This window comes from Sphingomonas sp. (genome assembly GCF_039594485.1).
Classification (GTDB): Bacteria; Pseudomonadota; Alphaproteobacteria; order Sphingomonadales; family Sphingomonadaceae; genus Sphingomonas.
This window is the reverse complement of record NZ_JBCNNI010000021.1, coordinates 57,971-72,225: the sequence shown is the minus strand read 5'-3', so window position 1 is coordinate 72,225 and position 14,255 is coordinate 57,971. Positions and strand designations below refer to the sequence as shown.

At 59.2% G+C, this 14,255-nt stretch carries 9 protein-coding genes, 2 pseudogenes and 1 other annotated feature; of the genes and pseudogenes, 2 read left to right on the top strand and 9 right to left on the bottom strand.

The features are described 5' to 3' along the window. Positions 1–306 precede the first annotated feature (306 nt). Entirely contained in the window at positions 307–1,305 is a 999-nt protein-coding gene (locus ABDV78_RS12005) for a glycosyltransferase (RefSeq protein WP_343527609.1), read from the bottom strand. A gap of 517 nt (positions 1,306–1,822) precedes the next feature. Here ABDV78_RS12005 and ABDV78_RS12000 point away from each other — a divergent pair. Then, positions 1,823–3,265 carry a sugar transferase gene (locus ABDV78_RS12000; protein ID WP_241762936.1) on the top strand — a complete coding sequence of 481 codons (1,443 nt, stop codon included), beginning with the start codon at positions 1,823–1,825 and terminating at the stop codon, positions 3,263–3,265. Here ABDV78_RS12000 and ABDV78_RS11995 read toward each other — a convergent pair. From ABDV78_RS11995 to ABDV78_RS11980, 4 genes and pseudogenes are all read right to left on the bottom strand, one after another. Next, complete coding sequence (locus tag ABDV78_RS11995) at positions 3,247–4,479, bottom strand: WcaI family glycosyltransferase (protein ID WP_084675458.1); 1,233 nt, start codon at positions 4,477–4,479, stop codon at positions 3,247–3,249. The two genes, ABDV78_RS12000 and ABDV78_RS11995, sit on opposite strands and share 19 nt — an antisense overlap. A 78-nt stretch (positions 4,480–4,557) precedes the next feature. Continuing rightward, positions 4,558–4,962: a hypothetical protein gene (locus ABDV78_RS11990; RefSeq protein WP_035386059.1), complete on the bottom strand. Its 405-nt coding sequence runs from the start codon at positions 4,960–4,962 to the stop codon at positions 4,558–4,560. Between the two features lie 102 nt (positions 4,963–5,064). Continuing rightward, positions 5,065–6,591, bottom strand: coding sequence for an endo-1,3-alpha-glucanase family glycosylhydrolase (locus ABDV78_RS11985; protein ID WP_051121454.1), 1,527 nt, complete (start codon positions 6,589–6,591; stop codon positions 5,065–5,067). A 293-nt stretch (positions 6,592–6,884) separates the two neighbouring features. Further along, a pseudogene (locus ABDV78_RS11980) lies at positions 6,885–6,992 on the bottom strand (IS5/IS1182 family transposase); the annotation flags it as partial. Between the two features lie 52 nt (positions 6,993–7,044). On the opposite strand from ABDV78_RS11980, the pseudogene ABDV78_RS11975 reads away from it, so the two are divergent. Continuing rightward, positions 7,045–8,211: pseudogene (locus ABDV78_RS11975) on the top strand (IS3 family transposase). Then, positions 7,242–7,357 (top strand) — a sequence feature (AL1L pseudoknot). It overlaps the preceding pseudogene by 116 nt. Positions 8,212–9,695: 1,484 nt before the next feature. Here the strand turns inward: ABDV78_RS11975 and ABDV78_RS11970 are convergent. The 4 genes from ABDV78_RS11970 to ABDV78_RS11955 form a co-directional block, all read right to left on the bottom strand. Next, positions 9,696–10,877 (bottom strand): replication initiator protein A, encoded by a 1,182-nt coding sequence (locus tag ABDV78_RS11970; RefSeq protein ID WP_035386057.1) that lies wholly within the window; start codon positions 10,875–10,877, stop codon positions 9,696–9,698. A gap of 79 nt (positions 10,878–10,956) precedes the next feature. Then, complete coding sequence (locus tag ABDV78_RS11965; RefSeq protein WP_035386056.1) at positions 10,957–12,006, bottom strand: ParB/RepB/Spo0J family partition protein; 1,050 nt, start codon at positions 12,004–12,006, stop codon at positions 10,957–10,959. A gap of 62 nt (positions 12,007–12,068) precedes the next feature. After that, positions 12,069–13,217, bottom strand: coding sequence for an AAA family ATPase (locus ABDV78_RS11960; protein WP_051121458.1), 1,149 nt, complete (start codon positions 13,215–13,217; stop codon positions 12,069–12,071). Between the two features lie 287 nt (positions 13,218–13,504). Next, positions 13,505–14,248, bottom strand: coding sequence for a glutaredoxin family protein (locus ABDV78_RS11955; protein WP_035386055.1), 744 nt, complete (start codon positions 14,246–14,248; stop codon positions 13,505–13,507). Positions 14,249–14,255 lie beyond the last annotated feature (7 nt).

Genomic DNA, 14,255 nt, shown 5'->3' with positions numbered 1-14,255 from the left:
TCTTGGGGAAAAAAGGCCGAAGCCGTTCCATCTGATCGTCCGTCAGCCAGTACAGGTCGCTCATTCCAGTCTCCTCTCGAAGCCTGAATCAGATCGCGCGCCTCATATCAATGGGTCCTGACCCTAGCGTGTGGATCTTGGTCGTCCAGCCACCGGGCGCCGAGCTGGTTCCTGGGCAGATGCGGCTCGATCGCCGCCCACGCTTCATCCGACAACCAGAACGGCGCCATGCCCCACTCCTCCCAATCTACATGCCAGCGAATCAGGAAAACCAGCATCCCTGAAGATGCTGATGGGGTTTAGGTCCTAGTTTAATGGAAATGGGAGATGCGGAAATACGCCACGCACGAATTCACTGACATCGCCGAGCGGAGCGAGCGAAGCCGAGTGGGAGACCATGCGGCTCCAGAGGGACTGGTTCGATCCAAGCGATGCCATCGCTTTCGCCCAGCCGTCTCGATCATTGGCCTCGAGGATAAAAGCATTTTGATCCTGAGCGGCCAGCAAGTCGATTGCCCCTACATTCTCGGCCAGAATTAAAGGCAATGAGAAGGCGAGGGCTTCGTTCACGACCAGTCCCCATTGTTCCTCGACACTGGGCAACAACAGACACAGCGCGCCCGCAAGATGCCGTGCAACATCAGCCTGCGGTACAAACCCTGTGAAGTCAACCCAGTCGGAAACACCGAACTGCTGCGCGGTATCACGTAGCTGGTTCTCCAGTGGTCCTCCGCCGCACAATATCAATCGCCGCTGTGAAGCGGGATCAATATCGCGAAAACGCGCATAGGCCTTGAGAAGGAAAGCCAGGTTCTTTTTGGTCACGTAGCGGGCAACGGCCAAGAAAGGTCGTTCCGACCATGGCTTTGGCTGGATATCGCTGGCCAGCGCCCGAATGCGATGAATTGAGACGGTATCGTAACCAAGAGTAATCGGACGTCGACCTAGCCCCAGTAAGCGCAGATAGTCGGCAGAGCGTCGACCTGCGGCAAATCCGCCGCTGTAAGGCACCATCATGAGCCTTTTTACAGCTTCGAGAATGGTTCGGCGGGGCTTGTCGTCGTATTTGGAGTCGAGCATCACAATAACGCGTCGCCCGAACGCCCGCGCGACAAGCGCCGTGATGAAGTGGGAAGGCCGCTCATAGCCGGCTATGTATACGGCCTTAACATTGGGTCGAGTTATCTCGTACACTAGTGCACGGGCGACCCTAAGAGCGGACAAGGTTTCAGCCGGTTTTGATCCAAACAGCGTATGCCGTTCAAAATAAAGCCCTTCGCCGCTCGCATCCCATGCATATGTCATGCTGGCTGACGACAGTTCGATCCCCACCACCTTTGCACGACCTACTAGAGCCTTACCGACTGCCTCGCATCGATCCACATGATAGGGACCGAACTGGTCCCAAACGAACAATATCCGCGGTAGTACTTCCGGACTCATCAGCACAACTCTACCGTGTTTGGAGTAAATCTATTCAGGACAAGGATGGCGGTTGCGATATGCAAGCGTTGCCGCCGTCCGGCGCAATGGCAGCCACGGTTTCGATCCCTTTGAAGGGGGAATGGTGTGACGTTACGCCCATGCCTCCCTCCTTGGCTATGCAATACTCGCCGTAGAAGGAAAAGGGTCGATCGCCAAGCGCCATGGCAAAATGTCTGATGGCGCTCCACGGCCCGTGATCAGCGACCGCCTCTGCCAAGGGCAAAAGAGGGACTGCCTTCATATCGGGCATATGTCACGGATAATCGTGGCGAGTTGTACGATCCTCCGCGAAGGCCTAGAGCGTTCAGGGATCGCATCGTGATCCCGGAGCCTGTTGGTGAACCACACTATTATGTCGCGTATGTCGACCCATTCGGAGACGGCAGGGCTTGAAGCTGCCAAAACCTTTTCGTCGGAACAGGTTAAACCTCATTCCATGACCGCAAATTGGCACACGCGTAGTGGCACGCTGCATAATCGCGCCATCATGCTTTTGGGCGGTAGCGATCTGCTTATCATCGGCCTGATATTCACCCTTGCCGCGATAACCTGTGGCGCAAGTGGATATGGTTGGATGATATTTACGGCAGCGCTGCTCCCGACCTATTGCGTGATTGCGATGGGGAACCATGCATTTCATTCCTATGCGCTTAGCAATCCGTTCATCGCAATCGTCAAGGGTTGTCGATCTCTGATCATGGCGGTCGGACTGTTGATTCTGATGGCGTTCTACCTGAAGAGCGCGGACTTTTTCCCCCGACTGACAATAACGGTGGGTTCGGTCGGAGGATTGCTGGGGCTGGCAATGGCTCGGTACCTCATCGTCCCTGCCCTGCCTCGACTGATAGGTGGAAATCCCTTCAACGCAATTTTGATATGCGACGGATCGGAAGAGATTCCGCCCGGTGAATTTTCCGTCGTCATTATGGCGGAATCCTTCTTTGACCCCGATGTACATGATCCGCATAATTATGATCGGCTGGCAAGTTCGCTGGCCATGGCGGATCGGGTCGTGATTGCCTGTCCCCTGGAGCGCCGGGCAAGCTGGACGCAGGCGATGCAGGGCGCTCATATCCAAGCAGAAATCATTGTAAACGAATTGCGGCCGCTTTCTCCGCTGGGGCTGGGCCCGGATCGGGACGCGCCATCGGTGATCGTGGCGACGGGCCCGCTCAGCTTGCCCAATCGTGCGGTCAAGAGGTTATTCGACCTCGTCGTCGCAACGCTGGCCCTGATCATACTTCTGCCCCTGTTGCTGATCGTCGCCCTGCTTATCAAACTAGACAGCCCGGGGCCGGTTCTTTTCAAGCAGATGCGCATCGGACGCGGGAATCGACTGTTCAGCGTCTACAAGTTCCGCAGCATGCGGACGGAGGTCTGCGATACCAATGCGGATCGGCTGACAGCGCGCAATGACGATCGGGTAACGCGCATCGGGAAAATCCTTCGCAAGACGAGCATCGACGAACTGCCTCAACTCATCCAGGTCCTGACCGGACGGATGAGCTTGGTGGGGCCCCGCCCCCATGCGACAGGAGCGCGTGCTGCGTCTAAACTCTACTGGGAGGTCGATGACCGCTATTGGAGCCGACACGCGGCCAAACCGGGTCTGACCGGATTGGCGCAGGTCAGGGGCTATCGGGGCAATACGGAAGTCGAGGACGATTTGCTCAACCGGCTCAGCTCAGACCTTGAATATCTCCAATCTTGGTCATTCTGGCGCGATATCAAAATTCTCTTCCTGACGTTTCGCGTCCTGTTTCACCGAAACGCTTTCTGATCGTTCGCGATGCCGAGGGCCCGCTCGAACATCGGCAGCAAGGTCGATGCATCGAGGGCCTTCGTGCATTCCATGCGCAGCGATGCGCTGGTATCAGGTGCGTCGATCATCCTTTGAAGTGCCTGCACGATTCCGTCGACTTCATCTGGCGGCGTGAAGGTTGCGGCATCACCTAGGAAATTGGCGAGCTCGCTGTCCATGTCAGCCGTAATGAGAATGCGTTTGCCGCTGGCAAGCATTCCGCCGAGTTTTGACGGCAGCACAAGCTCGCTGACGCCCTTTTCTTGCGGCAGGATATGACAGTCGGCCAGATTGAGGAATTCCCCCAGCCGTTCGGTTGGCTGCAGCGGCAGTAAGCGGATGTTGCGAAAGCGGGCCGCCGCCTCTTCCAGTTCTGCTCGCATCGGGCCGTTGCCAGCGAGTACGAAAAGGAAGCGCTTGTCATCGACCAAGCGTTCTGCCGCTTGGACGATGACGTGCAGCGCCTGCTTGCGGCCCATCTGCCCCGAATATTGGATCACAAACGTGTCCGCCGCGATGCCGAGCTCGTTCCGGTACTCGCTGCAGCGATTCAAGGGTTTCACCAGATTGGTATCGACCCAGTTGCGTACGATCTCCACGCGATCCGGCGATACGCCTTTGGCTATCAGGCGCGCGCGCATCTGTGATGAGATCGTGATCACCCGCTCAAACCGGCGCATGATCCATTGCTCCATGGCGTGGACGAAACGAATGGCGTGCCTGCTGGCTCGGACATGTCCGACCGCGAGCGCCGTATCGATCTCGAGATCCTGAACGTGCTGGATCGGTTTGGCGCCGGACAAGAAAGAGGCGAGGATCACGGATGGAGCATTAGTGATTGTCGGCTGGACCGAAATGATGATCGCAGGCCGTTTTGACAGCGCCCGCCACAGCAGGATTGGCGTCGCCATGATCGACCAACTCAGCGGCATCAGCAATCGGGACAATCCGGCTGCCGATGCGTTAAGGTACATCGGCGCTCGCCAAACTTTTACGCCATGCAATCTTTCGGACGTGAAGCGCCAAGCGCTATAACCAGGAAAGCTTTTCCATCCCGGGTAATGTGGGGTCGTGGTAATAACCTCTACGTCATGGCCCATTCTTGCAAGATATTCGCAGAGTTCATATGCGTACTTTCCTGTCGATATGATCTCTGGTCGGTAGTTCATGCAACATAGAATAACTTTGGCCATAACTTAACACTTGTTCCACTTGCCAACTGTGTCGATAAAAATCCAACTTCAGGCGAAGATGATATTAAAGAGGTAATTCTATTGCCCCGAGATGTCCGATGTCTCGTTTTCGGGCGCTCCAAAGGTACCAGGCCCACTTATCGGAACGCGCTGTCTGGTCTGCGAAAGCGATCCGACACCTGTATCGACCGGGTTCGCGTGGGTGCCGTCATCCCGCGACATTGTGAAAGCGGCGCCGGGATCGGCCGCCACCGTGGGCGCATAACGCTCGATACGTAGGCTTATACGATTGTCCAGCCTATTGCTGAGACGGTTGTTAACACGATGGCGATTGACGGGCACGGTCGCCGCATCCGCCGTCAGGCGCGCGCCATATGCCATAGCGGTGTCGCGCGTGGACCGCGTCTGGGCGTCAGCCGAACCAACCGCGATCAGCGCAAGGAATATCGCCGCCAATGCGCCCACGGCTTGCCGAACATTCATGGGATTCATCCTCTTCGATCCACTCACGTCATACAATCATTCTGTGGAACATGCTCTTCCTTCGTTCCGTACCAAGCAGAACGGCCACCGGACGGATATTGGTCATCCGCCGTTATTGTTCCTCCCTAGACGCAAAGACGAGCTACCACCATATGTCGGATCGTGCCGATCGGGATTGGGATCGATTGATATGGGGCTGGTGATCCTGGCAATTATACGGTGACCGCGTTTCAGGGCAAAGGTTGCGGTTCCGGCGCTCGCCGGTACGCGGATCGTTTGTAATCCCGCACCTGCCATTTTACGAACGGTGCTGTCACCCGATTTCAAAACCAGTTCGCCTGGTTTTGTCAGCAAAGCCACGACTTCAATGTCGTTGGACCAGGGCGGATTTCCGGCCAGCGACCAGCGTGCACCTTGTATCAGCTTGTCGGGCCGGAAAATTTGCCGGCGCTGAACGAAGTAGAACGCGTCGCGTGACAGGGGCGGAGGCGAACCCGCTTTGATCCAGGCGGTGTAGTAGGCAGTAAGATCGTAGAACGCGAATTTTGTAAAGCTCGATGGCGAAATTTCCGACGTTTCAGAATAATCGTTCCACGTGACAATCTGTACCTGCTTCGCGCCCAGCGCTATGGCGGCATCCCATTGGTTTTTGTATGAGCGAGAATTGCCGGCTTCAAACGAGAGCAAGTCTTTCGGTCTGGAATCCTGAGGCGAAACGGGTATCATCCAGTGAGAATAGCCCAGCTTCTTTATCTCTGCGATGACTTCAGCTGCGTTGTTACCAGCCGAGGGACCACGAGTCCCCCAGAAAGCGGCGCCCCAGCTGATATTCCGGTATTTGGCCATCGTATTGATGGCCGGATCATAATAACAGGGCATCAGGGCAATGGGATATCCTCGTTGACTCATGATGGTCGTGAATTGCTGCCAGAAAGCTACGGGATATTTTTCCGCCGCAATCGGCATCACTAACAGCTTGCCATCGATGCGTAATGCCCCCGGATGGGTTGCGAATAGCATAAGCGTGTCGGCCAGCCCTAACGGCGTAAGCCCTGATAGCGTGGTCATATCAGGTTCCGGAAAAATCTTGAATCCGGTGCTTGACGCTACAGCTGCATCAAGCAATTTTCGCGCGGCTGGCATGAACGTCTTGTCGGTAAGGCTGAGAAGGTTAACGCCAAAACCGTCTATACCGATACGGGCTGCGCGTTCCACATCAATAGCAAAGTTGGCGTCATAGAATTGTGGCGTTGATTGAAAGGGTGTCGGAAGGGGGCGTTCGCGGAGGAAACCACCTTGTCGAGCATGTTTGCCATTTTCACCGGATACACTTAGAAATTCCTTGGCATAATAGTCCTTGTCCGGGGGCAACCCTTCATAGGATATCGGAAAAAACGGGAAATAGTGGGCGATAACTAGGGCCTTTCCCAGTCCAGCTTTTGCAGTCTTAAAGGGGAAGACGCTCGAAGGAGATTCTATTGCAACAAATCTTTTCGCTGTTTTTGCAAAATCTGTCCAGTCTGGGGGTTGGTCGGTGGCGAGGGCGATCGCTGGAGAGGTAAACACCGTCGGTATCAATGCCGATATTACCGAAAGAAACAGTCTTGCTTGTCTGTGAATCTTCGTCACCGCTCAACTCCACGAACGTATCTACAGACCAAATTTGCGGACACCCATGGCTGCGTCACTCATATTGAGGGCAAGGGCAGGCCACTTCCAATTTGCCCGGTCGGGGGTCCCGATATGCATGGAATGTAAGGGATTAACGGTGGCTGTCGATGGTTTTGAGGCGGATAGAAACCTCGTATGGCTGGTAATGCCCGCAAACGAGTGGCGGATCCAATTGGTCCTGTGCTAGCGTCGCGGCACCTGCGCCAGACTGCGCCTAGTCGACACGGCGATGGGCTAGAAGGTGTGGACATTTACCGCAGCCATAGGATCGTTGCGGCGAATGTGACCATGGCGAGGTAGTTTCGTGCGGTTTTCTCGAAGCGTGTGGCGACACGGTGGAATTGCTTGAGGCGGGAGAAGCTGAACCGCGCTGGGTTTACCGGAGGCTCCAACTCCTGAGAGGAAGGAGCTATTACAAACAGGACAACCAACAAATTTTCGCCCATCGCGGCGAAGATCGGATGTGCGGGTCAGACACCGCACGAGTGGGTGAAGAGGCCGAGGTCGAGAGCGGCCTGCGTGCTGATCGTCGTCGCCGACCGGATGAGGGCGCTGGAGCGGGAGAACCGCGAGCTGCGCTAGGCCAACGAGATCCTGCGCAAGGCATCTGCATATTTTGCGATGGCGGAGCTCGACCGCCGAGCGAGGTGATGGTGTCGTTCATTGACGCACATCGTAAGGTTTATGGGTTCGAGCCGATATGCCGGGTTCTGCCGATCGCCCTTCCGCCTACCATGGCCCACACTGCCACAAGGGTTGAGCCGGCTAAGAGGTCGGCTCGCGCTCTGTGCGACGATGCGCTCCGACCGGAGGTGGGGCGCGTGTTCGAGGAGAACTCCGCGTCTACGGCGTCCGCAAGATCTGGCGGCAGCTACGGCGGGAAGGGTTCGACGTCGCCCGCTACTCCGTTGCCCGCCTGATGAGAGCAATGGGGTTGGCCGGCGTGATCTGCGGCAAAGCTCTCCTGAGCTTGTCGCAGGGCCGGTACGTACCACCATCAATAACAGAGCAGCGCCGTGCTCGCTTGACCGGGCGAACCGGCAGTTCCGTGCGCCGGCACCGAACATCCTGTGGGTGTCGGACTTACTTACGTCGCGACCTGCGCGGGGTTCGTCTACGTGGCATTCGTCATCCACGCCTATGCTCGCCGGATCGTTGGCTAGCGCGCCAGTTGGAGCGCACATGCCGGCTTCGTCCCGGATGCGCTTGAGCAGGCGCTGCACGACCGACGACCAATACGGGGTGGCGGTCTCGTCCACCACTCCGACCGCGGCAGCTAATATGTGTCGATCAAATTACACCGAACGCCTAGCCGAAGCCAGCGTCGAGCCGTCGGTCGGCAGCGTCGGTGATAGCTATGACGACGCTTTGCCCGAAACCGTCAACGGCCTCTACAAGGCTGGGGTAATCTACCGCCGTGGGCCGTGGCACAGCTTCGAGGGAGTCGGGTATGCCATGCTCGAGTGGGTCGACTGGTTCAATTATTGCCGGCTGCTCGAGCCCATCGGCAACGTCCCGCCCGTTGAAGCCGAACAGCAATACTATGCTGCCGCGGACATCATCGATATGATGGCGTGAATCACATCCAACTGCCCCCGGCAAACCCGGCGCGGTTCAGACAGCCGGCGGGTAGGAGGGGGCGGAATGGTTCTCGCCAGCCACCGAGAACAGGTCGGGCGCGGTAAAGATGGAAATCCTGTCCTACCTCCTCACCGCGCTCGATCCTCCCGCCCATCAGGCTCCAATGTATAGCACTATATCCTTGGCATAATTGGTCGCCACGCTCTTGGTCGAGGGGCGAACCTCGATCGCGACATAGCCGTGCTTATAGGTCAGCGGGTTCTTCCAGGCGGTCTTGCTGAATATGGAAAAAAAAGGCCATCAGGGATCGTTCGCCGCAGATCTCATCGGTCAAAGGGCTATCCAAGTAAAACAGGTCGGGCGAAAAGATCACCAAGCGGACAGGCCAGGAAGCGATTGCAATGGCGACGTCGCCGATGTTTCCTCGCATCGTGGCGCATGTGACAGGCTTGGCACAGCGCCGCCAAATTATGGGGCCGGTTGTCGCCAGGGTTATGATTAAGATGCGCGCTGGCCAAGATCACCCGGGTTCTGCGGAATGATAGAGGCGGGGCGATACCCGTCAAGCCGGGCTGTGCACGGATCATCTCGGCCGGGCTGCGGAGACGTCCTACCCCCCTACCCTGCCCGTCGCGCCAGCGCGCTGCCTCATCGTGCCACCATACTCCATTGCCCAGATGCACGATGGCGCGGCCATGGGGGCGTCCGCAATGCTCGCACCGTCCTTTGGCGCGGCCAAAGCGGATCAGTGCCGACAATTCCCGCCAGTCGATCGGGTAGAGCCAGCGATGTTCGCGCGCGATGGGCATATCCTTTTGTGAATCGGTTGGATCCTCAACGAAAGCGGAAAGACGCGGTGATCCAGAAAACTCATCAGACCTGGTAAATCGCTCCTCTTCACCCTTTCAAGAAAAGCCATCTCTGGGGTTAGAGCGTTATAGGGAAGTTAAGGGGTTAAGAGTGGCAAATTGGCTCGTAACCCATGGGATTTACGCGGTTTTCAGCCTCTTCGCGTTCCTGACATATCGTGGATCCGTTCCTGGAATATCGTCTCCAGCGTTCCCGATGTGTCGTGCAACCGTTCCGGGAGTATCGAATGGCGTTCCGGATATATCGAAAAGCCGGATCAGAGGGTGAAATTTGCGCACCGATTGAATCAGTTTTTGGCGCGTCGTGCGTGGCGACGTTCAAACTTGCGGATGACTTTAGTTGCGCGTCGCGAACGCAACCATACAACCGATATATCAGGAACGCGCCCCTGCCTTTCTTCCTGACTAGAGGGGGCTAGGCCAAACATGATGGGCCGTGTCCCGGCTTGTCAGGTGCTGTATGAGCAGCAGTGACGCCCCTTGGCCACGGCTTCACCCTGGCACCTTCCAGGGGAGAAAAGTAGGGGACGATCCGTCCCACTTATGTTCGATCTGTTTTAGCGGCTAAAATTCCGCGTCCGGGGCATTCCGACAGAGCCCCCTTCCCTATTGTCAGCGTAGCAGATGCCGGTTCTTGGCATCGAAGCGGCGGACATAGCCGATAAAGGCGTTCTGATAGCTGACCGGCGTCCGGGCCGGATCGCCCTCCACCCAGGCTTTGAATTCGGCGTGAAGCGTCTGGTAATCCCAACCGGGACATTCCGACCGGAGCAGGGCGAGCGTGGCGTCGGTGACCTCGCCGAAGGTCGCGCGGCTCGACAGGCTCTTGACGCTGCGGCGGATCATCGAGGCGGCGTCGATCTCCGGCTCGGCCGGGGCAGAAGTCGGGGCGGGATCGGGCTTCGCAGGCATGGGTCGGGCTGCGCTCAAAGAGTGAGTAGGTGCCCCCCCCTCCCCTTCCGCGCGCCGGCGCATCCGCAAACTGGGTTCGCGCTTCCCCTCGGCCTGTTCAATCTCCAGGGCATAGCCGGGCAGCGTGTTGCGCTCGGCGATCTTGGCGATCTCGAACTTGAAGCGGCGATACTGGCCTTCCGCGCCCGATTTCTCGAACAGGGTCGGCATGGAGATGGCGAAGCCCGCCTCCCCTGCCCCGCCGGCATGTTTGCGCGCGACCTTGTACAGCCAGCGCTCGCGACCGCCCGAAATGTCGAAATAAGCGCGGTCGATCGACAGGACGCCGCCCGTCATTAGCACGCCCTCATAGAACCAGCTCGACAGCTCGATCGTCATGCCGCGCGAGCGTTCGGTCTTTTCATCCACCAGCTGCGTCCAGCCGTCGAGCCAGCTGAACGTCGCCTCGCGTCGGTTTTCTGCGCGGATATTGGTCTTGACCGTGGTCGACACCAGCCGGTCCAGCGCCTGGCCAAGCAGCTCATAGGCCCTGCCGGTCGGCTGGCGCCCGATCGCGCGGAGCAGGTCATAGGGCATCAGGTGCAGCTTGCGCGGCACGTCGTTGATCCCCCGCCGCGCCATGTCGGCCAGCATCGACGCGCAATAGATCAGGATGTCGGCATCCCAGATCGTCGCCATGCCATAATCGGGATTGCCCGACACATGCACCCACAGCTTGCCATCGGGCGAGCGATAATCGATCGGCTTGACCCGTTTCGACTTGGCCAGACTGAAAAACGGCCGCTCCATCATCTCGCGCTGATCGCGCAGCGGCAGGTCGGCGAGATAAGGCAGGAACAGCTCAAACTGTTCGGCCGATCCATCCTTGGGTTTCGTGCTCATGCGCCACGCCCCATGCGCCTGTTTCCCCGGGGAAACAGGCGGGATGGTAGGACGGAGGCGGTGTTTCCCCGGGGAAACATCAGGGTTGAAGCCCCCTGCCCTGTTGCTCGAGATGCGCCAAGGCACCGCGCAGTGCCTTCACGATTTCCTCGACATCCGCGCCCGAACCGGCATGAAGCCGCACCGTCACGCCCTGGCGGTTCGCGGACTGGACCGACAGCACCGGGCGGCCATAGCGATTGTGATAGCTATAGCGTTGCGGCTCCCCGTCCTCGCCCATCATCATCTTACGTGCGGTCAACAGGCGGTGGAGCACCTCGTTGGCCGGGATGGGAGGCAGGCCGTCCTCGCGCCGTTCGGCCTGTTGGCGCGTGATATATTGGGCGACCCCGATGATTGCCGGCGCTTCCATCGGGTCCTGCATCGCCTGCGCCAACGCATAGCCGGGCTTGAGCTGCACGTCATAGGGCGAGGCGAAGGCGGCGATCACCTCGTCGGGGATCGCGGCGACCTTCAGCATCTTAGACAGCCAGCCCTTGGACAGCTTGAGCCGTTCGGCCATGCGGGTCTGATGGTTGCCATAATGGGTGGTCAGCGCGGACAGGTAATTGCGCGCCCGCTCCAGGTCCGACACATCGGCACGCGCGCGATTCTCCAGATCGGCGAGGCGAAATGCCGCCTCGTCGTCCAGTTGCGCGACCTGCGCTACGAACATCATGTCGGGATAGTTGTTCGCGCGCAGCCAGCGGATCGACCAGAGGCGTCGGGTCCCTGCGATTACCTCATAATCGTGATCGGGATCGCCCTCAATCCGACGGACCACGGCGGGCACCTTCTGCCCGCCCTCGGCGATGATCGAGTCGATCAGCTCGCGGCAATTCTCCTCGGTCAGATGGCTGTGGATGCGGGCATTGCCCGGCCAGACCTTTACCCGCGCTGGATCGAGCAGCAGTTGCGTGACCTGTCGCACCTCGCCGCTGGCGATGCGGGCGAGTGCGGACTCGCGGCCGAGCAAGGTGGTGGTCCGGCTACGTTCCACGGGGACCTCGCGCGCGGGAGTTGGGGAGGGGGCTTCGCCCTCTTCCTCCGCCAGAAGGGCAGCCAGATAATCGGATTGTTTACGCGCCATGATAAGCCTCCCGCCCGGAACATAGGCAGAACATTAGTCTGTAGGAAAGGGGGTGGACGCCCTCACGCGGCGGCATGGATCACCGCCTCCTCGCTCGCCGGTTCGACCCGTCCCCAGCTCTGGCGGACCAGCTGCTCGACCTGGCGCAACGCCTCGTCCAGATTGGCGCGACAGCGCTTGTGCGTCTTGGGCGTGCCGATCGGCTTTTCCAACTCATAGACCGTCATCATCCGCATCGCGGCATGGCTGATCTCGGCGGATTCCAGGATCGGCACGGGCAGCAGGGCAGGGCCGAAGCTCTGTTCCATGATGGCGCGCACCATCGCGTGGCTGGGGTCGTTGCCGTCGAACTTCGAGCAGATCAGTCGGACGAACTGGTAATCCACCTCGATGCCCGCGCCCGTCAGCTGGTGGAGCACCTGGTCCATCATCGACAGGAACTGCACCGTCGAGCAGAAATCGGGCGTCGTCGCGGCCAGCGGCACCAGCAGCGCATTGGCCGCCTGCATCACCGCCAGGCTGATCGTGCCCAGGGCAGGGGGCGGGTCGAGCAGCACGACATCATAGTTGCGCGCCAGATCGGCCAACCCACGCTTCAGCTTGCGGAACCGCGCGGCCAGCACCGAGCCGCCATCGCTGCCAGCGGCCGCCAGCTCATATTCCACGTCAAAGAGTTCGAGGTTCGACGGGATCAGATCGACATTGGGCCAGGGCGTCGGTTTGACCGCATAGGCGAGGTCGGTCTGGGTCGGGTCGATCGACAGATAGGGGTAGAGCGTCTCTTCGCGGGTGACGTTGAAATGCGGGTTGAAGCCGAACAGGGTCGTCGTCGTCGCTTGGCTGTCGCAATCGACGACCAGCACGCGGTAACCCTGGACCGCGAAATAATGCGCCAGGTGGGTAGTGACGGTCGATTTGCCGACGCCGCCCTTGAAGTTCTGCACCGCGATGATCGCCGGTATGTCGAGCGGCGCGCGGGCGGGCGAAGCGCCCAGCACCTCGCGCATGTGCAGCAGTTCCTCGACGGTGTAACCCAGTCGACGCCCGTTTTCGGAGGCCGGGGCAGAGGGAAGGCGGCCATCCTCCTCGGCCATGCGGATGCGGTTGGTCGAACAACCAAGCAGCTGCGCCGCCTCGGCGATACCGAAACGGACATTCAGGCCTTTGCGGCTTTCCGGCAGGAACGCCTTGCGCCGCAACCGCTCGATCATCCGTTCGCCGGCGCTCGCCAGATCGCCGATCTGGGATATGATTGCATGATCTTCCGCCACTCGCACGCCCCCTGAAGCATTTAGGGTTGGTTAATGGCAAAATTCATTCAATTCGGCAAGATGGGCGGGAAGGCGGTCATGTTTCCCCGGGGAAACGTAATTCCCGTCGATTTGGGGAGGTCGTACCATGCAGCGCTGACGGAAGGAGGCTTCCACAAGGATGTCCCTCGCCGCACGCCCCCTCCACCACCGCTTCGCGGCGGTCCCCATCCCTGTGCCGGGGAGGATCAAGACACCACCATCCAAACCGCCATCGCGATCATCATCAGATTCTCGGTCAGTGACAGGAAGCCCAGCGGCACGTTGCTCGATCCGCCCACACAGGCGCATTTGAGGTCGCGCCGGTCGATATAGACCGCCTTGACCACCGACACCGCGCCGACACTTCCGATGAACAAGGCAACCGGCACCGACACCCAGGTCAGGACGCCGGCGATCATCAGCACGCCCGCCAGCCCCTCGGCGAAGGGATAGATATAGGAATAGGGGACCCAGCGCTTGGCGAGCAGGTCGTAGTTCAGGAACATCGTCGCGAAGCTCTCGACATTCTGGAGCTTCAGCAGCGCCAGCACCGCCATGCTGAACGCGATGAACCATTCGGCCGCGCGTAAGGTGAAGGGCGTCGCATATACCGCCAGGGATGCCGCCAGCGCCATCAGCGCGGTCATGACGAACAACGCAATGACCGGACGATAGGTCGTCGCCTTGGGATCGGCGACGCGTTTGCCGAAGAAGCGGCGCAGATCGTCATAACCGCCCACCCGCTCGCCCCCGATAAAGACCTGCGGCGTGGTCTTCACGCCATGCTCGGCCTTGAAGGCGTCGGTCTCCTCGCGGGTGCGAAGCCAATGGTCGTCGACTTCGTAACCCTGTCGGCGGAGCAGGTCCTTCGCCTTCAAGCCGTACGGGCAGGTATGGGTCGGCATGACCATGCGGTACAGGGTGGCAGTCTTGGGGGCGGCGCTGGCCATCATCCTT